Source organism: Enterobacter cloacae complex sp. P6RS (assembly GCF_014982245.1).
GTDB classification, from domain to species: Bacteria; Pseudomonadota; Gammaproteobacteria; order Enterobacterales; family Enterobacteriaceae; genus Enterobacter; species Enterobacter bugandensis.
In genome coordinates, this window is sequence record NZ_JADCLB010000010.1 from 51,316 (window position 1) to 75,668 (window position 24,353).

General features: G+C 57.5%; 22 protein-coding genes. 10 read left to right on the forward strand and 12 right to left on the reverse strand.

The window, feature by feature from the left end:
• Positions 1–72: 72 nt before the first annotated feature.
• On the forward strand, positions 73–894 hold the full coding sequence (gene cysE / locus INF73_RS05970) for a serine O-acetyltransferase (protein WP_008502718.1): 822 nt from the start codon (positions 73–75) through the stop codon (positions 892–894).
• On the opposite strand, the gene trmL is transcribed toward cysE, so the two are convergent.
• From trmL to INF73_RS06015, 9 genes are all read right to left on the reverse strand, one after another.
• Positions 891–1,364 (reverse strand): tRNA (uridine(34)/cytosine(34)/5-carboxymethylaminomethyluridine(34)-2'-O)-methyltransferase TrmL, encoded by a 474-nt coding sequence (gene trmL, locus INF73_RS05975; protein WP_028015039.1) that lies wholly within the window; start codon positions 1,362–1,364, stop codon positions 891–893. The genes cysE and trmL overlap by 4 nt on opposite strands.
• Before the next feature lie 45 nt (positions 1,365–1,409).
• Positions 1,410–2,750 carry an aromatic acid/H+ symport family MFS transporter gene (locus tag INF73_RS05980; RefSeq protein WP_028015040.1) on the reverse strand — a complete coding sequence of 447 codons (1,341 nt, stop codon included), beginning with the start codon at positions 2,748–2,750 and terminating at the stop codon, positions 1,410–1,412.
• 180 nt (positions 2,751–2,930) lie between these two features.
• Positions 2,931–4,118: a quinone-dependent L-lactate dehydrogenase gene (lldD, locus tag INF73_RS05985; RefSeq protein ID WP_045630252.1), complete on the reverse strand. Its 1,188-nt coding sequence runs from the start codon at positions 4,116–4,118 to the stop codon at positions 2,931–2,933.
• Positions 4,115–4,888, reverse strand: a complete 774-nt coding sequence (lldR, locus tag INF73_RS05990; protein WP_045260049.1) for a transcriptional regulator LldR — start codon at positions 4,886–4,888, stop codon at positions 4,115–4,117. The genes lldD and lldR overlap by 4 nt, the downstream gene beginning before the upstream one ends.
• Complete coding sequence (lldP, locus tag INF73_RS05995) at positions 4,885–6,540, reverse strand: L-lactate permease (RefSeq protein ID WP_193541763.1); 1,656 nt, start codon at positions 6,538–6,540, stop codon at positions 4,885–4,887. Before lldP ends, lldR begins: the two co-directional genes overlap by 4 nt.
• 271 nt (positions 6,541–6,811) lie before the next feature.
• Complete coding sequence (locus INF73_RS06000) at positions 6,812–7,174, reverse strand: YibL family ribosome-associated protein (protein ID WP_015572767.1); 363 nt, start codon at positions 7,172–7,174, stop codon at positions 6,812–6,814.
• A gap of 57 nt (positions 7,175–7,231) precedes the next feature.
• Entirely contained in the window at positions 7,232–7,822 is a 591-nt protein-coding gene (gene mtlR / locus INF73_RS06005) for a mannitol operon repressor MtlR (protein ID WP_028015045.1), read from the reverse strand.
• Entirely contained in the window at positions 7,819–8,967 is a 1,149-nt protein-coding gene (gene mtlD, locus INF73_RS06010; RefSeq protein ID WP_193541765.1) for a mannitol-1-phosphate 5-dehydrogenase, read from the reverse strand. The genes mtlR and mtlD overlap by 4 nt, the downstream gene beginning before the upstream one ends.
• 102 nt (positions 8,968–9,069) lie before the next feature.
• Positions 9,070–10,977 (reverse strand): PTS mannitol transporter subunit IICBA, encoded by a 1,908-nt coding sequence (locus INF73_RS06015; RefSeq protein ID WP_028015047.1) that lies wholly within the window; start codon positions 10,975–10,977, stop codon positions 9,070–9,072.
• 634 nt (positions 10,978–11,611) lie between these two features.
• Here INF73_RS06015 and INF73_RS06020 point away from each other — a divergent pair.
• The 5 genes from INF73_RS06020 (at position 11,612) to selB (ending at position 17,130) form a co-directional block, all read left to right on the forward strand.
• Complete coding sequence (locus INF73_RS06020) at positions 11,612–11,968, forward strand: DUF3302 domain-containing protein (RefSeq protein ID WP_028015048.1); 357 nt, start codon at positions 11,612–11,614, stop codon at positions 11,966–11,968.
• Positions 11,969–11,970: 2 nt separating this feature from the next.
• Positions 11,971–13,107: an HlyD family secretion protein gene (locus INF73_RS06025; RefSeq protein WP_028015049.1), complete on the forward strand. Its 1,137-nt coding sequence runs from the start codon at positions 11,971–11,973 to the stop codon at positions 13,105–13,107.
• Positions 13,108–13,197: 90 nt separating this feature from the next.
• Positions 13,198–13,806, forward strand: a complete 609-nt coding sequence (locus tag INF73_RS06030) for a glutathione S-transferase (protein WP_193541767.1) — start codon at positions 13,198–13,200, stop codon at positions 13,804–13,806.
• A gap of 103 nt (positions 13,807–13,909) precedes the next feature.
• Positions 13,910–15,295, forward strand: a complete 1,386-nt coding sequence (gene selA, locus INF73_RS06035; protein WP_193541769.1) for an L-seryl-tRNA(Sec) selenium transferase — start codon at positions 13,910–13,912, stop codon at positions 15,293–15,295.
• The gene (selB, locus tag INF73_RS06040) at positions 15,292–17,130 is read left to right on the forward strand and encodes a selenocysteine-specific translation elongation factor (protein ID WP_193541771.1); all 1,839 of its coding nucleotides are present in this window, start codon (positions 15,292–15,294) and stop codon (positions 17,128–17,130) included. Before selA ends, selB begins: the two co-directional genes overlap by 4 nt.
• A gap of 3 nt (positions 17,131–17,133) precedes the next feature.
• On the opposite strand, the gene INF73_RS06045 is transcribed toward selB, so the two are convergent.
• The gene (locus INF73_RS06045; RefSeq protein WP_049001301.1) at positions 17,134–18,018 is read right to left on the reverse strand and encodes an ROK family protein; all 885 of its coding nucleotides are present in this window, start codon (positions 18,016–18,018) and stop codon (positions 17,134–17,136) included.
• 165 nt (positions 18,019–18,183) lie between these two features.
• Between INF73_RS06045 and aldB the strand changes: the two genes are divergently transcribed.
• Positions 18,184–19,722 (forward strand): aldehyde dehydrogenase AldB, encoded by a 1,539-nt coding sequence (gene aldB, locus INF73_RS06050; protein ID WP_059357124.1) that lies wholly within the window; start codon positions 18,184–18,186, stop codon positions 19,720–19,722.
• Here aldB and INF73_RS06055 read toward each other — a convergent pair.
• Entirely contained in the window at positions 19,719–20,684 is a 966-nt protein-coding gene (locus tag INF73_RS06055) for a LysR family transcriptional regulator (RefSeq protein ID WP_065366019.1), read from the reverse strand. The two genes, aldB and INF73_RS06055, sit on opposite strands and share 4 nt — an antisense overlap.
• Positions 20,685–20,801: 117 nt before the next feature.
• On the opposite strand from INF73_RS06055, the gene INF73_RS06060 reads away from it, so the two are divergent.
• The 3 genes from INF73_RS06060 (at position 20,802) to INF73_RS06070 (ending at position 22,356) form a co-directional block, all read left to right on the forward strand.
• Positions 20,802–21,542, forward strand: a complete 741-nt coding sequence (locus tag INF73_RS06060) for a MipA/OmpV family protein (RefSeq protein WP_028015056.1) — start codon at positions 20,802–20,804, stop codon at positions 21,540–21,542.
• A gap of 209 nt (positions 21,543–21,751) precedes the next feature.
• Entirely contained in the window at positions 21,752–21,937 is a 186-nt protein-coding gene (locus INF73_RS06065; protein WP_041911637.1) for a type II toxin-antitoxin system HicA family toxin, read from the forward strand.
• A gap of 14 nt (positions 21,938–21,951) precedes the next feature.
• Positions 21,952–22,356, forward strand: a complete 405-nt coding sequence (locus INF73_RS06070) for a type II toxin-antitoxin system HicB family antitoxin (RefSeq protein WP_045260040.1) — start codon at positions 21,952–21,954, stop codon at positions 22,354–22,356.
• 43 nt (positions 22,357–22,399) lie between these two features.
• On the opposite strand, the gene INF73_RS06075 is transcribed toward INF73_RS06070, so the two are convergent.
• Positions 22,400–24,349 carry a glycoside hydrolase family 127 protein gene (locus INF73_RS06075; RefSeq protein WP_193541773.1) on the reverse strand — a complete coding sequence of 650 codons (1,950 nt, stop codon included), beginning with the start codon at positions 24,347–24,349 and terminating at the stop codon, positions 22,400–22,402.
• Between the last annotated feature and the right edge of the window lie 4 nt (positions 24,350–24,353).

The following is a 24,353-nucleotide window of genomic DNA, read 5'->3' on the forward strand; positions in this document are numbered from 1 at the left end:
GGAAGTATCGTCACCTGAATGACCCAGCCAGCGCAGAACTGGCTGGTCATTAACTATCGTCTGGAGTTAGCAATGCCGTGTGAAGAACTGGATATCGTCTGGAATAACATTAAAGCCGAAGCCCGCGCTTTGGCGGACTGTGAGCCTATGCTGGCCAGTTTCTATCACGCGACGCTACTCAAGCACGAAAATCTCGGCAGCGCGCTGAGCTATATGCTCGCCAATAAGCTGGCTTCCTCCATCATGCCTGCTATCGCCATTCGTGAGGTAGTGGAAGAGGCCTACGCCGCCGACCCGGAAATGATCGCCTCTGCCGCCTGTGATATCCAGGCCGTGCGCACCCGTGACCCGGCGGTCGATAAATACTCCACACCGCTGCTGTACCTGAAAGGCTTCCACGCGCTGCAGGCGTACCGCATTGGCCACTGGCTGTGGAATGAAGGCCGCCGCGCGCTGGCGATCTTCCTGCAAAACCAGGTTTCCGTGACGTTTCAGGTTGATATTCACCCGGCGGCGAAGATTGGCCGCGGGATCATGCTCGACCACGCCACCGGGATCGTTGTCGGGGAAACGGCGGTGATTGAAGACGATGTGTCGATCCTGCAATCCGTTACCCTGGGCGGTACCGGGAAAACCAGCGGCGATCGCCACCCGAAAATTCGTGAAGGGGTGATGATTGGCGCAGGCGCCAAAATCCTCGGCAATATCGAAGTCGGGCGCGGCGCGAAGATTGGCGCGGGGTCGGTTGTGCTCCAGCCCGTGCCGCCGCACACCACCGCCGCTGGCGTACCGGCGCGCATCGTTGGTAAGCCAGACAGCGATAAGCCGTCGATGGATATGGATCAGCACTTCAACGGCATTCACCATACCTTCGAGTATGGTGACGGCATTTAACTTCTGAGAATGGCGCCCGGGTAACCCAGCTGGCGCCAGGCTTCATACACCACCACCGACACCGCGTTCGACAGGTTCATGCTGCGGCTGTCCGGCATCATCGGAATACGGATTTTCTGCTCAGCGGGCAGGGCATCCAGGATCGTGGCCGGCAGGCCGCGGGTTTCCGGGCCAAACATCAGATAGTCACCCTCCTGATAGCTCACGGCGCTGTGCGCTGGCGTGCCTTTGGTGGTCAGGGCGAACATGCGCTGCGGCTTCTCTGCTTCCAGAAACGCGGCGTAATCGTGATGGCGAACCACGGCGGTAAATTCATGGTAATCCAGCCCCGCGCGGCGCAGGCGTTTGTCGTCCCACGTAAAGCCCATCGGCTCAATGATGTGCAAACGAAAACCGGTGTTGGCGCACAGGCGGATGATATTGCCGGTGTTCGGCGGAATTTCTGGTTCGAATAAAACGATGTTAAGCATGCTGCCCCCTTAATTGCGGGGGCAGAATAGCAGAAAAGAGAGGAACTACGCGACGCCGGGTTCCTGCGAGCGGCTGTACAGCATTTTGTAGACGGTTGCCGCAGCGGCCACCAGAGCGGGCACGCTGAGGATCATTAAAATACTGTCTGCCTGCCACTGCATGGAAAGAAGCTGGGCGCTGGTCATGGTGCCCGCCACGCCGCCAAAGCGGCCGATGCCCTGCATCCAGGCGATACCCGTCGCGCGGCACTCGGTAGGGTAAAAGGTGGCGGCCAGGGTTTGCATGCCCGACTGCGCGCCGTTCATCGCGATCCCCATCAGGAAAATCAGCCCGCCAAACAGGGCGATATGGTTATGCTCAAGGCCAAGCAAAAGAATCAGGCCCATCGTCAGCACAAAACCACCTGCGACCACCTTGTGCGCTTCCCAGCGGTCCATCATCCAGCCCGCGAGCAGAATGCCTGCGGTGCCGCCGAAGGTAAACAGCGAGGTGAGCCAGGCGGATTCCGCCAGGGCATAACCCATCCCCTGCATCAGCGTCGGCATCCAGCTAAGCAGGACGTAGTAAATCACCAGCCCCATAAAATAAGTCACCCACAGCATCAGGGTGCCGGGTAGCCAGGGCATGGAAAACAGCTGCCCCACGCTTCCTTTTTTAGACGCGGCTTTCTCTTCCGCCAGGAAAAAGCCCGTAACGCTCTCCAGCGTGCTGCGGCTGAACCGGCTGGCAATGCGGCGAACCTGCGCGACGTCTTTCCCGCGCTGCACCAGAAACTTCACCGATTCCGGCAGCAGCAGCGCCAGCAGCACGGTTAAAATCAGCGGTGCAATCGCGCCGGTCAGCAGCACGCTTCGCCAGCCGTGGTGAGGGATAAGCCAGGAAGAGATCGCCCCGCCGCCCGCTGCGCCCAGAGGGAAGCCGCAGTACATGGTATTAATCGCCATGGCGCGGCAGCGCTGGGGGGCGAACTCTGAGATCAGCGTGATGGCGTTAGGCATGGCGGCGCCGAGCCCGAGACCCGTCAGAAAGCGCCATAGCGTCAGGGTGTTGAGGCTTTGCGCCCAGGCCGTCCCCAGGCTCGCCAGGCCGAAGAACAGGCACGAGAAGACCAGCACGCGCTTGCGTCCCATCCGGTCCGATACCGGACCTGCAATAAGGGCTCCCAGCGACAGCCCCAGCAGCGCCGCACTCAGCACCGGCCCCAAATCCTGTTTATGTATTCCCCACTCCGCCGACAGCGTAGGCGCGATGTAGCCCATCGCTGCCGTATCAAAACCATCGATCGCCAGAACCAGAAAGCCCAGCACGATAAGAAGCCAGTGAAACCCTGAAAAAGGACTCTCGTCGATCACCTGCTGAATATCCACCTTACCTGAATAGGTCATACGCTCCCCTCCGATGTGATGTTGTTTTTGTGTTCTTGTATTTGCTTGTCTATACAATTGCGAACGGGAGGGGTGTGTCAAATTTTCTTATCCAGAATGTTACGCAGGTGTTATTTTCGACAAAAAAAGCGCCCGAGGGGGAAATCGGACGCATGGGAAAGGTGGGGTAACGGGAGAGGATCAGGCCGCGTCGCCATGTGACAGCGGAGCCAGCGCCGCCGGCAGTTTACTCAGCTCCTGCACCAGCGAATCCTTGCTGATTTCACTGATCGACTTCGCGCCGGTCAGGGTCATCGCCACCTTCATCTCTTTCTCGATCAGGTTCAGCAGATTTGCCACGCCCGCCTGACCGGCCGTCGCCAGGGCGTAAAGATATGCGCGGCCCAGCAGCACGCTGTCTGCGCCCAGCGCAATCATGCGCACCACGTCCAGCCCGTTGCGGATGCCGCTGTCGGCCAGAATGGCAATATCGCCTTTCACCGCATCGGCAATGGCCGGCAGGGCGCGGGCGGAAGAGAGCACGCCGTCAAGCTGGCGTCCGCCGTGGTTAGAGACCACAATTCCATCCGCGCCGAAGCGCACCGCGTCGCGGGCATCTTCCGGGTCAAGGATCCCTTTGATCACCATCGGGCCATCCCAGAATTCGCGGATCCACTCCAGGTCTTTCCATGAAATCGACGGATCGAAATTGTTCGCCAGCCAGCCGATGTAATCCTCCAGCCCGGTCGGTTTGCCAAGGTAGGCCGAGATATTCCCCAGATCGTGCGGACGGCCGTTCAGACCCACATCCCACGCCCACTGCGGATGCGTAACCGCCTGCCAGTAGCGGCGCATCGCGGCGTTCGGGCCGCTCATGCCGGAGTGGGCATCACGGTAGCGCGCGCCGGGCGTGGGCATATCGACTGTAAAGACCAGCGTGGAGCAGCCCGCCGCTTTGGCGCGCTCCAGGGCGTTACGCATAAAGCCGCGATCGCGCAGGACGTACAGCTGGAACCACATCGGGCGCTTGAGGGTCGGGGCGACCTCTTCAATCGGACAGACCGAGACGGTAGAGAGGGTAAACGGAATGCCTTTAGCATCTGCCGCGGCGGCGGCCTGCACTTCGCCCCGGCGGGCGTACATGCCGCATAAGCCGACAGGCGCGAGCGCTACCGGCATGGAAAGCGTTTCGTTGAACAGCTTCGTCTCAAGGCTCAGGTCAGACATATTCTTCAGCACGCGCTGGCGCAGGGCCACTTCTGACAGATCCTCCACGTTGCGGCGCAGGGTGTATTCGGCATACGCCCCACCGTCGATGTAGTGGAACAGGAACGGCGGCAAAATGCGCTGCGCCGCGGCGCGATAGTCACTGGCTGCTGAAATAATCATGCTTTGTTCTCCCTGGAAATATCACTGTCGCCAGGCAGACGGGTAATACGCGCCTGTCGGGCCTGGTCTTCATCAAATCGTTTAATGGTGGTGTGCACGAAGCCGAGATGCGCCATCATCGCCTTGCGCGCGGCTTCGGCATCGCCGGCCAGAATGGCGTTGAGCACCGCCTCGTGCTGTTCGGTCAGCTGGGCAAAGACCGGCGGGACCAGATACATGCGCTGGCGGCTCTGCTTCACGGAGGATTGCAGCAGGTCGAAGAACCCGCGCATGGTCTGGAGCAGCACCACGTTGTGCGACGCCTCGGCGATTGCCAGATGGAAACGCACGTCCGCCTGGGAGGCGATGTCCGGGTCGCTGCTCAGCGTGGCTTCGAAGCAGGCTTTGAGCTTCTCTTTGTCGGCTTCGGTTGCCCGCATCGCTGCGTGCCATGCGGTACTGGTTTCGATGGCGTGACGCGCTTCAAGAATGTCGAAGCTGTAGTCCGGATCGTTTTCCAGCAGCGTCTTCAGCGGCTGAACGATGTTTTGCTCGGACCAGTCGTCATGCTGCCAGCGCACAAAGGTGCCGCCGCCGCGACGGCTCACCAGTACGCCTTCGCTGACCAGCGTCGCCAGCGCCTCGCGCAATGAGTTACGCGATACGCCAAGCCGGGCGGCAAGCTGGCGCTCGGCGGGCAATTTCATGCCCGCTTCCAGCTGTTGTTCTTCAATCAGCGCCCGCACGCGAGAGGCAATCTCGTCGGACAGGCGTCTGGGCATCACTATCATGGGATCATCCAGGTTAAGACATAGGCCTGCAGGGTGGTGATCACGCCCACCATGCAGGTGAATATCAGGCTGTGTTTCACGGTAAAGCGGAACAGGTCCGACTCTTTGCCCACCAGTCCCACCGCCGCACAGGCAATGGCGATGGACTGCGGGGAGATCATTTTGCCGGTCACGCCGCCGGTGGTGTTCGCGGCGACCAGCAGCACGTCCGACACGCCAATCTGCTGCGCAGCCGTCGCCTGCAGGGCGGCAAACAGGGCGTTAGACGAGGTATCTGAACCCGTCAGGAACACCCCCAGCCAGCCGAGGAACGGCGAGAAGAAGGTGAATGCGTGGCCGGTGTGGGCCAGCGCTAACGCCAGCGTCGACGACAGGCCGGAGTAGTTCGAGATAAACGCGAACGCCAGCACCATGCCGATGGAGTAGATCGGCAGCATCAGCTCTTTAATCGTTGCCGCAAAAGTCTGTACCGCGGCGGCAGGCTTCATGCGCAGCCACACCACGGAAAGGAGTGCCGCAAACAGGATGGCCGTACCGGTGGCGGAGAACCAGTCAAACTTAAACACTGCCGCATACGGGGTGGCGTCGTGCACGACCGGCGGCATGCGGGCAACCATCTTGTCGAGGAACGGCACGGAGATGTTAATCACCATGTCGTACAGCGCGCCGCCGGGAGCGAACATCGCTTTAAACGGCGGTATGCTCCACAGCGTCACGGTGGCGGTCAGGAACAGGAACGGCGACCATGCGCGGACGATCTGTCCTGCGGTATAGCCCGTGCGGGCGAGGGTCTGATCCACATGCGACGCGCCCATGTCCGCAAAGCGGAAGATACGCACCGGCTGCCAGCGTTTCAGGAACAGCGTCAGACAGACCAGCGACACCAGGGAAGAGATGATGTCCGGCAGTTCCGGGCCGAGGAAGTTTGAGCTGAGATACTGGGCAATCGCGAACGAACCGCCTGCCACCATCACCGCAGGCCAGGTCTCCTTCACGCCGCGCCAGCCGTCCATAATCGCCATGATCCAGAACAGCACGATAATGGTCAGGAACGGCAGCTGGCGGCCAACCATCTGGCCGATCTCAAAGCTGTCCAGCCCGGTCACCTGTCCGGCCACCAGAATCGGAATCCCCATCGCGCCAAACGCCACCGGTGCGGTGTTCACAATCAGGCACAGGCCAGCGGCGTACAGCGGGTTAAAGCCCAACCCGACCAGCAGCGCGGCGGTGATCGCCACCGGTGCGCCGAATCCTGCCGCGCCTTCAAGGAACGCCCCGAAGGAGAAGCCGACAATCAGCATCTGCAAGCGCTGGTCCGGGGTGATGGAGAGAATCGACGAACGAATGATGTCGAACTGCCCGGTCTTTACCGAGATTTTATAGACAAAGACCGCGGCGATGATGATCCACGCAATCGGCCACAGGCCGTAGAAGAAACCGTAGACGACGGAGGCCAGCGCGCGGTCGACCGGCATCTTGTAGAAGAACAGCGCCACCAGCAGGGCGATGGCAACGGTGTACGTCGCGGCGAGGTAGCCCTTCAGCTTGAGCTTAATCAGCGCAAAGAAGAAGAACAGGATCGGTAGCGATGCGATCAGGCTCGACAGCCAGATATTGCCGGCCGGGTCGTAGTTTTGTTGCCAGAGGCTCATGCAGGTCTCCTGGGGACCAGACAGCCTGTGCTGCGGGTGAGTCTCCGCTCAACTCTGCGTCACAATCTGTGTAAAATTGGTCCTGCCAATATTGTGTTGTAGGGTTAATGACAATGAATGGTTAACCAGATGTTATGGAGTGGCAATGGTTTTGTGAGCGCAAATAATGGAATTGTGAACCGGGGGAGGATTGATTGGGCTATTGGTTGGACCAATTCACGCGAAGGGGAAAAGAGTAGGCCGGGTAAGCGCAGCGCCACCCGGCATGAAATCAGAATGCGGTCTTACAAAAACCCGTCATCTCTTTCAGGCCCATTTCGCGGCCAAGCTCGGTCATCGGGTGTACCACCACCAGACCACGGACGCTTTTCTTCAGCTTGCCCATGTCGGCCTGCTCTTTTTTGGTGATCGCGCGGCGGTGCGGCATGTTCATCAGCTTCTGCGCTTCTTTGCTCAGCTTCTGGCCTTTCACTTCGCGCAGGCGCTCAATCTCCGCTTCCAGCTTCACGGACTCTTTTTCCAGCTCGGCATATTTCTCGGCGGAATCAACCAGAGACAGGCCAGCCATCTGGTGACGGATCAGATCCAGACGGTCGCTCAGGCGTTTAATTTCGTTCTTTTCGACTTCTTTCATGACAATTGACTCTAAATCGGGGGAATTACAGGGAAGGATACACCAATGTGAACGGGCTTACTTCTGAAACGCTTTTTTTAAGCTGATTTTAGAAATCAGCTCAGTCAGGGAGAGGACCATCGTGGAACGGACAACCTGTTGATAGCGCAGCTTTTGCATCGCGTACAGTTCAGGGTCGCTGTTATCAAAATGGGGAGCAGGAGGCAGGGCGGTGACGCAGTGCAGCTCGCCGAACGGCCCCAGGATCTCATCATCGGTAAAAGTGTACTCATTACCATCATGATTGAGTTCTTCGCGCAGCGCCATTAACAGTTCAGCGTCTTCATACTCCTGGCGGTTGAGCACGCCAAGACCATAAATCAGCTTCAGACGCACCGACAGATCGCCCAGCGGTCCGTCTCCGTCCAGTAACGGTTCTACAGCGTACTTTACCGCGTAGTCGTCTTTGCGAAACACCTGAAGCACCAGAATGTTCACCGCCTCGGTTAACAGCTCGACGGCGGCAATCAGGAAACTTCGTACGGTTTTGCCAGCATTCAGACGCTCAAGCACACGATTTTCAAAGGCCTGGGTTTGTTCCATTATTGCCTGCATATCTGACAATCTGTTATTCGGGCGCAGGCTTACCTGCGCCGGATTCTGCATCATTTGGTTGCGTTGTATGCGTTAACCGCCTCCGCAACCATGTCGCTGCTGGCGTCCAGACCGGAAATCTGCGCCAGCGCAGCCTGCGCGCCTTTGTCATCAATCAGCTGAGCCAGCTCAATCGCCTGCGGGTCCTGCTCGCTGCGGTAGTGCATCGCGGCAGCAATTCCTTTCACCAGGTTGGCGTGCGGCAGACCGTATTCCAGCGTGCCCAGCAGCGGCTTAATCAGGCGGTCGCCCGCGCTCAGCTTACGCAGCGGCTGACGGCCCACGCGCTCAACGTCATCTTTCAGATACGGGTTTTCAAAACGACCGAGGATTTTCTGGATGTATGCTGCGTGTTTATCAGCATCAAAACCGTAGCGTTTGATCAGCACCGCGCCGCTCTCTTCCATTGCCCCTTTCACCACCGCGCGGATCTGCTCATCGAGGATCGCGTCGCGAATGGTCTGATGACCGGCCAACTTTCCGAGGTACGCGGTTATAGCATGCCCGGTGTTCAGCGTGAAGAGTTTGCGTTCGACAAATGCCATCAGGTTATCAGTGAGTTCCATTCCCGGAATGGTCGGCAGCGCGCCCTTGAACTGAGTTTTATCGACGATCCACTCGCTGAAGGTTTCAACAGTGACTTCCAGCGGATCGTTGGTGGCGGATTCGGACGGCGGAACGATACGGTCTACAGCGGAATCCACAAACCCGACGTGCGCTTCAACCCAGGCTTTATCTTCCTCAGCCACGGCCGCCATAACGTGGCCTTTCAGCTGCGTGGTGCCGCGCACCATGTTTTCACAGGCGATGATGTTCAGCGGTGTTTCAATGCCCTGTGCTTTACGCTTCGTCAGGCCTTTCGCGACCGCAGGAGCAATACGTTCAAGCACTACCGGACCCACGGCGGTGGTCACCAGATCAACGCTGGCGATCAGGTCAATCACGTCGTCGCCGATGCTGCTGACCGCGTTGACGCCAGAGACGGTTTCAACCTGTTCGTTTTCACCCACCACATGAACCTGATAGCTATGACGGGCATTCAGGGCATCCAGAACCACCTGATTCACATCGGCGAATGTCAGGGTAATGCCCGCGTCTGCCAGCAGTTTACCGATAAAGCCACGACCGATATTACCTGCGCCAAAATGTAATGCTTTCATAGTGTTAACCTTCATCAATGTTTTTACCCGAGAGGGCTGGGGTGAGGAACGTTTCCCCCTCACCCTAGCCCTCTCCCCGAAGGGGAGAGGGAAGAGGCGCTGCTATTTGTTGAGCAGGGCCAGAACTTCTTCAACGCTTTCAGTTTGTGCCAGGCGCTCGATGACGGACTCATCATCCAGCGCGTTGGTCAGGCTGGTAATCACCTGAATATGCTCGTTGTTGCGAGCGGCGATACCAATCACCAGACGGGCGATGTCGTCCTCTTCTTCACCGAAGCGCACGCCGTCAGGATACTGACAGAACACCACGCCGGTTTTCAGCACGCGGTCTTTCGCTTCAACCGTACCGTGCGGAACCGCGATGGATTCACCCAGGTAGGTTGGCGTCAGTTTTTCACGTTCCAGCATCGCGTCAACGTATTCTGGCTGAACGTAGCCGCCCTTCACCAGCTGTTCACCGGCAAAGCGAATCGCCTCTTCTTTGGTGCTCGCGGTACGGCCGAGGAAGATGTTCTCCGCGCCCAGCTTAAACAGGTGAGCATTGCTCTCGTCAAAGCTGTCCTGCAGGCTGGTGCGCACTTTCACTTCGTTGTCTTCGTGACGCTGCGCGGCAACCAGACGTTCGGTCAGGCTGGTGTACAGGCCGCTGTCCAGGAAGTTGGTCAGCGAGATGTGCTGTGCCTGCGGTACCTGACGCATAGCGCGCTCGGTCAGATCGCGGTGCGTGATGACCAGGTCAACGTCCGGCGGCAGGTTGTTAATCGCGCTGTTGGTTACGGAGATGTTGGTCAGGCCCGCATCCTGCACTTTCTTGCGCAGCACGCCGGCACCCATTGCGCTGGAACCCATACCGGCGTCGCAGGCAACGATGATTTTACGCACGTGGCTCAGGTCGTTAGAAACATCGCCAGCCGCCAGTGGGGTCGCGCCTTTGGATTCGGCTTTCATGTCGTGCATACGACGGGTTGCCGCTTCGATATCGTCGTCTTCTTTCACCTTGCTGGTTTTCAGCAGGATAGAAGAGACCACGAAGGAGACCGCCATCGCCGCACAGATCGCCGCGATGTTCGCGAAGTACGCGCCTTTCGGCGTCATCGCCAGCACCGCCAGGATAGAGCCTGGAGAAGCAGGGGAGACCAGACCGCCGCCCAGCACACTCAGGGTGAACACACCAGTCATACCGCCGAGGATAACGGCCAGGATCAGACGTGGGTTCATCAGCACGTACGGGAAGTAAATTTCGTGGATACCGCCCAGGAAGTGGATGATAGCCGCGCCGCCAGCAGACTGCTTCGCGCTGCCGCGACCAAAGAACATGTACGCCAGCAGAACGCCCATACCCGGACCCGGGTTCGCTTCAATCAGGAAGAAGATGGACTTGCCGAGATCGTGAGACTGCTGAATACCCAGCGGCGAGAAGATACCGTGGTTAATGGCGTTGTTCAGGAACAGGATTTTCGCCGGTTCAACGAAGATAGACGCCAGCGGCAGCATGTCGTGCGCCACCATGAAGTTAACGCCCGCCGCCAGCAGTTTGGACAGCACTTCAACAGCCGGACCAATGCCGAGGAACGCCAGAATCGCGAGGATCATCCCGATGATGCCCGCAGAGAAGTTGTTCACCAGCATTTCGAAGCCGGACTTGATCTTGCCATCAACCCAGACGTCGAATTTCTTAATCGCCCAGCCGCCCAGAGGACCGGCAATCATCGCACCGAGGAACATCGGCATATCCGCACCGACGATCACGCCCATGGTTGTGATGGCACCCACGACGCCACCACGGTCACCGCCCACCAGACGACCACCGGTATAACCGATGAGCAGCGGCAGGAGATAGGTAATCATTGGGCCAACAAGTTTCGCCAGCGTTTCGTTAGGCAACCACCCTGTCGGAATGAACAATGCGGTGATAATACCCCACGCGATAAACGCGCCGATATTTGGCATCACCATGTTGCTGAGGAAACGACCAAAGCTTTGAACTTTGATCTTGAAATCGGATGACATAAAACACCCCTTCTTCTGTTTACGCTTAGGCTTGCGGCCCGAGGTTTATTGTTAATGAGGCGGCAGAGGTAGCCGGACCCTGTTCTGATGCTGTGAAATCTGGCACTGAATCGTTCAACTGTCCAGATAGTGGAATTTTGTGTGATGCATGTCACGTAAATGTAGGGGGTGTGGTGTTGAATGAAGTGACCTGAGTCACAAAATAGGCGAGTAAAAAAAATACGATGGCGAAAAATAGAGCAAAAACCACCTCTTTATGTGATTGGTGTCACGTTTTGTTTTTGCGTGTTTGTTTCCGGATTGTGACTGGTTTCACAAAATATTTTTATGCAGATTTCTCCGACTGCGATCGGCGTCAGGACGGCCTCGAGTAACACGGAAAGCTAATAAAACAGTTTTCATATGTAGTATGGCGGAAAGTTGAAACCTGAATTACGCTCATAATGTAAGGTTGAGTATATTATTATTCAGGATATATTTTGACACGCTTATAAACTTGCGTGGAGATATTATAAAAAACGATACTCCCCGGCTCTGAAATAATCAGTGTGCCTTTTAAATTTAAAAATAAATTAATTAGGCTGCGTGCTGTTTTATTAATGTAATGAGTTGACGTTGTTTAAGTGAGGAGACTATGTTTCTCAACTATTTCGCGCTGGGCGTGTTGATTTTTGTATTTCTGGTTCTTTTTTACGGAATCATCGCCATCCATGACATCCCCTATAATATGGCTAAAAAGCGTAATCATCCCCATGCCGATGCTATTCATACGGCAGGCTGGATCAGCCTGTTTACGCTCCATGCCATCTGGCCGTTCCTGTGGATTTGGGCCACGCTGTACCGCGAAGATCGCGGCTGGGGCATGCAGAACCACATTACTAAGCCTGATGAGGTTCCGGGGATGGATGCGCTGGCCAAACGCGTGGCCGAGTTAGAACACAAGCTGGCAGCGGTTCAGCCCTCTGATGATAAAAACACGCTGGAGCGCTAATCATGGATCTGTTGATTATTCTGACCTATGTGGCATTTGCCTGGGCAATCTTTAAAATATTCCGTATTCCGGTAAATCAGTGGACGCTTGCTACCGCGACGTTAGGCGGAGTGTTTATTGTTGCCGGACTCATTCTGCTAATGAACTATAACCATCCGTATACCTTTACGGCGCAAAAAGCGGTAATTTCCATTCCGATTACGCCGCAGGTCACGGGGGTGGTTACTGAAGTGACCGATAAAAATAACCAGCTCATTAAAAAAGGCGAAGTGTTATTTAAACTGGATCCGGGCCGCTATCAGGCGCGCGTCGACAGACTGAAGGCGGACCTGGTGACCGCGACGCACAATATCGACACTCTGAAAGCGCAGCTTTCGGAAGCGGTTGCCAATACGACACGCGTCTCCGCTGAGCGCGATCGACTATATAAAGATTATCAGCGCTACCTCAAAGGCAGCCAGGCGAAGGTGAATCCGTTCTCCGAAAGCGATATTGATAACGCGCGGCAGAACTATCTGGCGCAGGATGCCATGGTGAAAGGCTCCGTTGCTGAACAGACGCAGATTCAAAGCCAGCTGGACAGCATGGTGAACGGCGAGCAGTCGCAGATTGCCTCGTTACGCGCCCAGCTTGCTGAAGCAAAATACAACCTCGATCAGACCGTGGTGCGCGCGCCGAGCAATGGCTATATCACCCAGGTGCTGATCCGTCCGGGAACCTATGCCGCCGCGCTGCCGCTGCGCCCGGTGATGGTCTTCATTCCTGAACAGAAGCGCCAGATTGTGGCCCAGTTCCGTCAGAACTCGCTGCTGCGTCTGAAGCCGGGCGATGAAGCGGAAGTGGTATTTAACGCGCTGCCGGGCCAGGTGTTCACCGGTAAGCTCACCAGCGTTCTGCCGGTAGTGCCGGGCGGGTCGTATCAGGCGCAGGGTGCCTTGCAGGCACTGACCGTTGCGCCGGGTACGGATGGCGTACAGGCGCTGATTGAACTGGAGCCTAACGCCGACGTCGATGCTTTGCCGGACGGTATTTATGCCCAGGTGGCGGTCTATTCGGATCATTTCGCCCACGTCTCGGTGATGCGTAAAGTGCTGCTGCGTATGACCAGCTGGATGCACTACCTCTATCTCGATCACTAATCCTTCCGGGGCGGGAATGCGACACGCATAACTGCCCTTTTTTCATCGCTTGATCCATACTGACTTTTTCCCGGCATCAAGGATCAGGCAATGAAACTCATCGGTAGCTACACCAGTCCCTTCGTGCGAAAAATCTCGATTCTCCTGCTGGAGAAAGGGATTGAATTTGAATTCGTTAATGAACAGCCCTACAACGCCGAAAACGGCGTCGCGCAGTATAACCCGCTGGGGAAAGTTCCTGCGCTGGTGACGGACGAGGGCGAATACTGGTTCGATTCCCCCATTATTGCGGAGTATATCGAACAGCTGGGCATTGCCCCGGCAACGCTGCCGTCTGACCCTAAAGCGGCGCTGGCGGTGAAGCAAATTGAAGCCCTGGCCGACGGCATTATGGATGCAGCACTCACCTCCGTTCGCGAGCAGGCAAGGCCCGCCGCCCAGCAGTCAGAAAGCGAGCTGCTGCGTCAGCGGGAAAAAATCAGCCGCAGTCTGGATATGTGCGAAAAGCTTATCCGGGAGGGCAAGATCCACACCGACAGCCTGGACCTGGCAACCATCGCCATCGCCTGCGCCATCGGCTATCTCAACTTCCGCCGGGTGTCCCCTGGCTGGTGCGTTGACCGTCCGCTGCTGGTGAAACTCGCAGAAACGCTCTTTAGCCGCGAGAGCTTTGCCCGCACCGAACCGCCAAAGGCTTGACGCGGGTTATAACACTTCGGCGTCGGAGGCGGTACAATCCCTCCATATGTTAACTCCCTCTCCCGTCGGGAGGGGGGAAGATATTTACTCGCCAGGCGCTTTCATGACTACTCATCATTCGCTGTACAGCCAGATCCCCGCGACCGACCGACTTCTTCGCGAGCCCCGCATTCACGCTGCCGTTGAGCGCTTCGGCCATACCGCGACGGTGGAGATGTTACGTCTGCTTCAGGACGAAGCCCGAGGCCATATCCAGGCCGAAAACGCCTTGCCCGACTGGTGCACAGCGTGGGAGCAGGAAGTTGAGCATCGGCTGGGTGAGAAGGCGCAAAGCGCGTTACGCCCGGTGGTCAACCTGACGGGGACCGTGCTGCACACCAACCTGGGACGCGCCCAGCAGGCGGAAGAGGCGGTGGCTGCGGTCGTGCAGGCCATGCGCTCGCCGGTGACGCTGGAGTACGATCTGGACGGTGCCGGGCGCGGGCATCGCGATCGCGCGCTGGCGGATCTGCTCTGCCAGCTAACCGGTGCGGAAGATGCCTGCATTGTGAATAACAACGCGGCGGCGGTGCTGCTGATGCTGGCGGCGACCGCGAGCGGCAGAGAGGTGGTGGTGTCCCGCGGCGAGCTGGTGGAGATTGGCGGGGCGTTTCGCATCCCGGACGTGATGCGCCAGGCGGGCTGCACGCTGCATGAAGTGGGTACGACTAACCGTACCCATGCGAAAGATTATCGCGCGGCGGTGAATGAAAACACCGCCCTGCTGATGAAGGTCCACACCAGCAATTATCATATTGAAGGCTTCACCAAAACGGTTGAAGAGGCCGAGCTGGCGGCGATTGGGCGTGAGCTGAATATTCCGGTGATTGCCGATCTCGGCAGCGGTTCGCTGGTGGATCTCAGCCAGTACGGGCTGCCTAAAGAGCCGATGCCGCAAGAGATGATTGCGGCGGGCGTGAGCCTGGTCAGCTTTTCCGGCGACAAACTGCTGGGCGGGCCGCAGGCCGGAATTATCGTCGGCAAGCGCGAGCTGATTGCGCAGCTGCAGCAGCACCCGCTCAAGCGCGCCCTGCGCGCCGATAAAATGACGCTTGCCGCGCTGGAGGCGACGCTGCGCCTCTATCTCCACCCGGAAAAACTGGCTGACCGCCTGCCCACGCTGCGTCTGTTAAGCCGGGATGCCGCCTCGATTCTCGCCCAGGCCGAACGGCTGCTGCCGCGCGTTGCCCCGCACTACCCCGATTTTGACGTTCGCATTGAGCCCTGCCAGTCGCAAATTGGCAGCGGTTCGCTGCCGGTGGACAGGCTGCCGAGTCAAGCGCTCACCTTCACCCCGCGTGACGGGCGCGGTAGCCGTCTTGAGGCTCTGTCGTTGCGCTGGCGTGGCCTGCCGACGCCGGTTATCGGACGGATTTACGACGGCCGCATGTGGCTGGATCTGCGCTGCCTTGAAGATGAAGAGCGATTTCTGGAGATGTTGTTGAAATGATTATTGCCACCGCCGGTCACGTCGACCACGGAAAAACCACGTTACTGCAGGCAATTACCGGCATAAACGCCGATCGTCTGCCGGAAGAGAAAAAGCGCGGCATGACCATCGATCTTGGCTATGCCTACTGGCCCCAGCCCGATGGCCGCGTGCTGGGCTTTATTGATGTTCCGGGGCATGAAAAATTTCTTTCCAACATGCTGGCGGGCGTGGGGGGCATCGACCATGCCCTGCTTGTGGTGGCCTGCGATGACGGCGTGATGGCGCAAACCCGTGAGCATCTGGCGATCCTCCAGCTGACAGGCAACCCGCAGCTGACCGTGGCGCTGACGAAAGCCGATCGCGTTGACGACGCGCGCGTCAGCGAGGTGCGCGAAGCGGTGCAGGCGACCTTACGGGAATATGGTTTTGCCGATGCACCGCTTTTTGTCACCGTAGCGACAGAAGGGCGGGGTATCGGCGAACTTCGCCACCATTTACAGCAGCTCTCATCGCGAGACCACGCCAGCCATCACCGCTTCCGTCTGGCGATTGACCGGGCGTTTACCGTTAAAGGCGCGGGGCTGGTGGTCACCGGTACGGCGTTAAGCGGTGAAGTGAAGGTGGGCGATAGCCTGTGGCTGACGGGCGTTAATAAACCGATGCGCGTGCGCGGCTTACATGCGCAAAATCAGCCTGCGGACCACGCCCACGCCGGGCAGCGGATCGCGCTCAACATTGCCGGGGATGCGGAAAAAGAGCAGCTTAACCGCGGCGACTGGCTGCTGGCCGACGCCCCGCCCGAGCCGTCTGAACGCGTCATCGTCTCCCTGCAGACAAACGTCCCGCTGACCCAATGGCAGCCGCTGCATATTCACCACGCGGCCAGCCATATCACCGGGCGCGTGTCCCTGCTGGAAAACGATCTTGCCGAACTGGTTTTTGATTCGCCGCTCTGGCTGGCGGATAACGACCGTCTGGTACTGCGGGACATTTCCGCACGGGAAACGCTGGCCGGGGCGCGGGTAGTGACGCTGAACCCGCCGCGACGCGGCAAGCGTAAGCCTGAATACCTGCAATGGCTGGCTGCGCTTGCACAGGCTCAGGATGATAACGCCGCGCTGCGGGTGCATCTTGAGCGCGGGGCCGTGAGCCTGAGTGATTTTGCATGGGCACGCCAGCTGAGCGGCGAAGGGTTGCATCAGCTGACCCAGCAGCCGGGCTTTATTCAGGCCGGCAACAGCCTGCTCGATGCGCCGGTTGCGGCAAACTGGCAGCGTAAGATCCTGAACACGCTCGCCACTTACCATGAACAGCATCAGGATGAACCCGGTCCTGGTCGCGAGCGCCTGCGACGCATGGCGCTGCCGATGGAAGACGATGCGCTGGTGCTGCTGCTGATTGAAAACATGCGCGAAAGCGGGGTGATTAAAAGCCATCACGGCTGGCTGCACCTGCCGGATCATAAAGCCGGGTTCACCGCAGAGCAGGAGGCAATCTGGCAAAAAGTGGCCTCACTGTTTGGCGATGAGCCGTGGTGGGTTCGCGATCTGGCGCGTGAAACGAACACCGACGAGCAGGTGATGCGCCAGGTATTGCGCCATGCGGCGCAGCAGGGGCTGATAGTCGCGATCGTGAAAGATCGTTATTACCGTAACGATCGCATTGTGGCGTTTGCTAACCTGATCCGCGAACTGGATCAGGCGCGCGGCTCCACCTGCGCAGCCGATTTCCGCGACCGGCTAAACGTTGGCCGCAAGCTGGCGATCCAGATCCTGGAATATTTCAACCGCATCGGTTTTACGCGTCGCCGGGGTAATGACCATCTGCTTCGCGACGCGCAGCTTTTCCCCTGAACGCTACGTGCGGCGGGAGAGTTTCTGCTTAGCCAGCCATACCGCGCCCAGCCTCCCCGCCTGGTTACCCAGCTCGCAGGGCAGAATGGGCACCTTGAGTGCCTCCCACTCCTCGAATCGCTGCAGGTACTTATCGAGCAGGAGATAGATTTTCTCCTGCTCGCTTACCCCGCCGCCAATCAGCACTGCCTGTGGATCGAACATTGAGATTACGCTGTAAACGCCGCGCGAGAGGTAATGGGCCCACTCCTCAATGGCCTCACGCAGATGCACGTCGCTCTCCATGCGTTTAAACAGCTCCTCGCCGTGAGGCATCTCTTCTTCTGATACGGCCAGCGCGCGACGACAGGCTTTCATCAGGCCGCTGGCCGACGCCACTTCATGCATGGGTTCGCCGTTACTACCCACGGGCAGCACGCCAAATTCGCCGGCGCGGTAATGCGACCCGCGATAAAGATCGCCTTCCATCACAATCCCGCCACCGATGCCCGTGCCGATGGTGATGCAGACGAAATGCTCGTAGTCCTTACCCGCGCCCTGCCAGCGCTCGCCCAGCGCCGCACAGTTGGCGTCGTTTTCCACGGTGACGGGAAGGTCGGTCAGCCCGGCGAAGAGTTCGCACAGGTTTTCGCCGTCGAGATAGTCGAGTGCGCCCGCTTTTGCCGCTTCGCCGCTGTGGTGGTTAATATGGCCGGGAAAGCTCACGCCGATACCGACGATGTCGTGTTCGTCCTGATACGCTTCAACTACCGCTTTCCACTTCTTTTTGAAGGTGTTTTTATCCTCAGGAGTATCGTACTCGTCCGTCGTCAGCTCCTTGCCATTTTCATCAATCACGCCGTGTTTGATGTGGGTTCCGCCTACGTCAAAACCGATAAACAGCTGCATCGCATCGTTCCTCATGAGCCCTTGAGCTGTTAAGTATGGCTCAGTGGCAGGAACGAAACGTAAAGTACGGTAATCCGTGATACGGCTCGTAAACCCGTCACCCACTGGCGAGAAAACCGCCAGCCGGGACTACCCTTGTTGTACACCAACAGCAAGGAGACGGTCATGACAAACAATCCTCCCTCTTCGCGTATCCAGCCCGGCGAGTATGGTTTTCCCCTCAAGCTGAAGCCCCGTTATGACAATTTTATCGGCGGCGACTGGGTGGCCCCCGTCGACGGCGAATACTATTCCAACCTGACCCCCATTACCGGCCAGCCGCTGTGCGAGATTGCCAGCTCCGGCAAGCGGGATATCGATTTGGCGCTGGATGCGGCGCACAAAGCGAAAGATAAATGGGGCCATACCTCCGTTCAGGAGCGCGCGGCCATTTTGTTCAAAATCGCCGACCGGATGGAGCAGAACCTGGAGCTGCTGGCGACGGCGGAAACCTGGGATAACGGCAAGCCGATCCGGGAAACGATGGCGGCAGACGTGCCGCTGGCTATCGACCACTTCCGCTATTTTGCCTCCTGTATTCGCGCGCAGGAGGGAGGAATAAGCGAGGTAGATAGCGACACCGTGGCGTACCACTTCCACGAGCCGCTGGGGGTCGTCGGGCAAATTATTCCGTGGAACTTCCCGCTGCTGATGGCGAGCTGGAAAATGGCGCCCGCGCTGGCCGCCGGGAACTGCATTGTGCTTAAACCGGCGCGTTTAACCCCGCTCTCTGTTCTGCTGCTGATGGAAATTGTTGCCGATCTTCTGCCGCCGGGGGTGATTAACGTGGTGAACGGCGCGGGCGGTGAGATAGGGGAATATCTGGCCACCTCAAAACGGATCGCTAAAGTGGCGTTTACCGGGTCGACGGAAGTGGGCCAGCAGATTATGCAGTACGCCACGCAAAACATCATTCCGGTGACCCTGGAGCTGGGCGGGAAGTCCCCGAACATCTTCTTCGCGGACGTGATGGAGGAAGAGGACGCTTTCTTCGACAAGGCGCTGGAAGGGTTTGCGCTGTTTGCCTTTAACCAGGGCGAAGTCTGCACCTGCCCAAGCCGCGCGCTGGTGCAGGAGTCCATCTACGAGCGCTTTATGGAGCGGGCCATTCGCCGCGTCGAGTCTATCCGCAGCGGTAACCCGCTCGATAATGTTACGCAGATGGGGGCGCAGGTCTCGCATGGCCAGCTGGAGACTATCCTCAACTACATCGATATCGGCAAGAAGGAAGGGGCGGATATCCTGACCGGCGGTCGGCGTAAGGTGCTCGGCGGGGATCTGCAGGAAGGGTATTACCTTGAGCCGACGATCCTGTTCGGGCAGAACAACATGCGCGTCTTCCAGGAGGAGATTTTCGGACCGGTGCTGGCGGTGACTACCTTCAAAACGATGGAGGAGGCGCTGGAGATTGCCAACGACACGCCGTATGGCCTGGGAGCGGGAGTCTGGAGCCGTAACGGTAATCTGGCCTATAAAATGGGCAGAGGCATTCAGGCAGGGCGCGTATGGACCAACTGCTACCACGCCTATCCGGCTCACGCGGCATTTGGCGGGTATAAGCAATCGGGCATCGGGCGTGAAACGCACAAGATGATGCTGGAGCATTACCAGCAGACGAAATGTCTGCTTGTCAGCTACTCCGATAAACCGCTGGGGCTATTCTAATCGCCCAGTTCAGGCCGTCCATGGACGGCCTGAGCAATTTGCTGGCGCAGGCAGTTGAGGACACCATCCAGAACATATTGTACGCGCCAGGGCTGATATTCGCGCTTGCGGAAGATGGCGGTCAGATCGAGCCACCACTCTTCCTGATGCGGGAAACAGGGGACCAGCGTGCCTTGCGTTAATTCCTTCTTCAGGCTTTCTTTCGGCGCGAACACAATGCCAAGGTTATTTCTTGCCAGCTCCAGGGCCGTCTGGGTATTGTCGCAAATATAGTTTCCGGTTACCCGATAATCATGCACATCATCACTGCCATGCATGCGAAAACGCCAGATATTGGCGTCATCGACCAGCATGGAGTCGATCAGAATACAGGAGTGATTAATTAAATCTTCAGGTCCGGTTAAAGGATGTTTATTTAAATATTCCTGGGTTGCGAATGCAGTGACGGAATATTTTGTTAATACGCTGGCGACCAGACTTTCATCTTTTGGCTGAGCATAGGTAATTAAAATATCACAGTCATCCGGGAAGGACACACCTTCTGAATATTCGTTGCGGTCCAGGTTGTAGGTTTTTAGGGAAATGCGAATGTCCCCGATGTCCTTTATCTGGTGGATCACGTGGCGCGCGAGATAGGTCACAATGCCCGTTGGGGCGTAAATCGTGACTTTTCCACGCTTTTCATGCTTATAATCGGCAATGAAATTAATAAGTTGCGTGTTTTTGTCCAGCGTGGCGTCGACATAAGGGAGCAACGCCTCACCGAACTGCGTCAGAGCGAGCTGGCGGGTCGTGCGCTCAAAAACCTTAAGCCCAACCCGCGTTTCAAAATCCGAGAGATATTTACTGACGTTGGCCTGCGCCATGCCCAGCAGGGCGGCGGCATCACCAATGCTGTGGGTGGCTGCGATGACGGAGATTATTTTTAACTCGCGTGGCTTTAGCTGTAATTTATTCATCATGCGCACCCATCTATATGGTTTTATATATAATATTATATAAACTGCAGCGTTGCACCGGCAAATTTGTAACCATTATTATTCGCCCCGCTTATTTGGCGTATAAATGGATTACTTCACATGACTATTAAATACAATTTACTGATTGCTGCCACGTTATTTGCAACCTCTTCTGCAATGGCCGGTGACTTTTCACTTGGCGCGGGGGCCGTATTTAATGAGTCTCCTTATAAAGGCTATAACGAAAATACCACCGCGGTGCCGTTAATTAGCTATGAGGGCGATCGCTTCTATGTTCGCCAGACCACGGGCGGATGGATCCTGTGGAAAGACGCAAAAAATGAACTCAGCCTGACCGCATCCTGGATGCCGCTGCATTTTGATCCGGATGATAACGACGACCACCAGATGAAGCAGCTTGATGAGCGTAAAGCCTCTGCGTTCCTCGGCGGTGCGTACTACCGCCACGAAAGCTGGGGTTCTCTGAAAGTGGCGGTTTCAGGCGATGCCACGGATGAAAGCGGCGGCGTGGTGGGCGAGGTATCCTACTTCCGTCCAATCAGGATGGAGCGTTTGACCCTGACGCCTTCTGTCGGTGTTTTTTACAGCGACGAGAGCTATAACGACTACTACTACGGCGTATCCGGCAGCGAGTCACGCCGCTCAGGGCTGGATCAATACACCGCCGGTGACAGCTGGACGCCCTACGTTGGTCTGGTAGCTAAATATCAGTTAACCCAGAAGCTGTACCTCAACGCCAGCGCGGTCTACACCGTGTTGCCTGATGACGTGAAGAACAGCCCGATGATCGACCGCGATGATAGCTTCGCGCTAATGACCGGCCTGACCTGGCGCTTCTGATGCGGTAAAGCCGGGCGACGGCGTTGCCTTGCCCGGCCTACGATCTTGCCTGCATTTTTATCTGCAATACAACGTATTCCTTTTTCATTTCTCGATGCTTCTTCCTGTTCCGCCAAAACACGGCTGCACTGATGTTCCTTATGCGCTAATGTGATTCGACCCGATAGCAATGGTGTGTATCATGTGTATAATCATGGAAGGACTGGGATGTGAAAAGTGCGGATGTCATTACCGTTCTGATCGGCCACGGCTGGAAATGTGTCAGAACGAAAGGAAGCCATCATCAGTTTCGCCATCCCGAACAGAAAGGGCTGGTTACTGTCCCACATCCTAAGAAGGATATTAAACCGGGCACGCTCGCGCAGATATGGCGGCAGGCGGGAATTAAACACTGATATCAGGAGTAGTTATGTTTTATCCGGCTTACATTCATTCTGACACCGACGGTAGCGCCAGCGGCTTTTTTCCTGACGTTCCAGGCTGTTTTTTTGCAGGTGATTCCCTGGACGACGCTTTTCAGGATGCACGTGAGGCGCTCACCGCGCACTTCGAAGCGCTGTTTGAAATGGATGAAGCATTGCCTCTTCCGGGAAATGTCGAAGTGCACCTTGAAAATCACCCTGACGACTTCACGGGCGGGCAATGGTTGCTGGTGGATATTAATATGAAGCAGTTTGACGGCAGAGCCGAGCGTATCAACATCACGATGCCTCGACGTTTGCTGGTAAAGATTGATTCCTTTGTTAGCGAGCATCCTCAGTTCGGTAATCGAAGCGCATTTCTGGCTGAGGCAGCACGTCGCGTGCTGCCATAGCGTTCAACCTCTCCCGTGGGTGAGGGCAACAGACCGCCGCTATTCAGCCTTCATCCACCCATATCCGCATTTCCCCTTCTCCCCGGTTAGCCCAGCTAAACCAGGGAATAAAGGTCAACGTCCGGGGCTGACGCTGTACCGGCGAGCGGTCGTACTGCCACAGCGCATCCGTTTCCTTTGCCTGGCACCCAATCCCCTCAGCCTGTATCAGCATCTTATGCGCGAAAATGCCTTTGCCTTCATACACCCGGAACTCGCTATCTCGGGGCAAGGAGAGGTTATGCAGGTTGGCGCCGTTATCAGCTTCTTCCAGGCAGTAAACCAGCGGCCCGCGCTGTAGCGCGACTTTACCTGCCTGCTGGCGCACCTGGGGGTTACCGTACACGCGGCGGACCGGCATCGGTAGCGTCAGGGTCAGGGTGTCGCCTTCCTGCCAGCGGCGGTTGAGGTAGAGATATCCGCGTGACGCTTCACCGGTCATGGCTTCGCCATTCAGCGAAACGGCAGGCTCCGCGCACCAGTCCGGCAGCCTGAGTGCCAGCGTGTGGGTGACCGGAACCGGCGAGGTGATTTCAATCTTCACCTGCTCCTGCCACGGATAGTTACCGCTAATGCGCAGCTGTAGGGCGTTATCGCCCACCGGAATGGCGACGTCGTTCCCCACGTACAGGTTTATCAGCAGCGCATCCGGACGAACGGTATAAATGTAGTGCCCCAGCGAGGTCAGCACGCGGGCGATATTAGGCGGGCAGCAGGCGCAGCCGAACCAGCGCTGACGCACCGGCTTCACGTGGTCATAGATATGGTTAAAGGCCAGCGTTTTCGGATGCACTTCCAGTGGATTGACATAAAAGAAATGCTTACCGTCCAGCGCCATCCCGCCCAGCACCGTGTTGTACAGCGCGCGCTCCATCACGTCGGCGTAGTGGCCGTCTGCCTCCATCTCCAGCATCCGGCGGGCGAACATCATCAGGCCGATTGAGGCGCAGCTTTCGGCGTACACCGTATCGTTGGGCAGATCGTAATCGCTGCTGAACGCCTCCCCGCTGCTCTGCGAGCCAATCCCGCCGGTAATGTACAGCTGGCGCTGCGCCATGTTGTTCCACAGACGCAGACAGTCCCGGCGTTTCCCCTCGTCGTTGCTCAGGCGCGCCAGATGCGCCATGCCCGCCATCAGATAGACGAAACGCACGGCATGGCCGACGGCCGTTTGTTGTTCCGCAAGGGGCAGATGCGCCTGGCTGTAGGCTTTGTCCTTGACCATCCACGCCGGACCATAGGTGTTCCAGTAAGATGTTTTGCCGCGCTTCTCGTATTCGCTATCGTAGAAGTGAGGCTGCGCGCCGCGTTCTTCAATAAAGTATTTCACCAGATTGAGATAACGCGGCTCCTGCGTGACGTCGTACAGCCTCATCAGCGCCAGCTCGATTTCCGGGTGACCAGGGTAACCGTGTAGCTGTGTTTCTCCCGGGCCAAACACGCTGTCGATATGGTCCGCCAGCCTGCACACCACGTCCAGTAGGCGACGTTTTCCGGTTCCCTGGAAATACGCCACGCCCGCTTCAATCATATGCCCGGCGCAGTACAGCTCGTGGCATTCGGCCAGATTCGTCCAGCGTTCCTCGGGGGCTTTTACCGTAAAGTAGGTGTTGAGGTAGCCATCTTCACACTGCGCCGCCGCGACCAGCTCAATCACCTCGTCGGCGGTTTTTTCCAGTGCTGCATCCGGCTTCTGGCACAGCGACCACGCCACGGCTTCGAGCCATTTCGCCACGTCGCTGTCCTGAAACACCATCCCGTAAAACTCCCCCTGTTCCAGCCCGGCCGCGATGCGGAAGTTAGCGATGGCGTGGCTGGGTTCGGCCTCCGCCACGCGGTCGTTAAGCGCATCCCACTGGTAAGGGATCACCACGTCACGGACCAGCCGTTGATATTGCCCGAGAAACGGATCGTTGATTTTCAGCTGGTGCAGGTCGGGTTCCATTATGGACATAGCG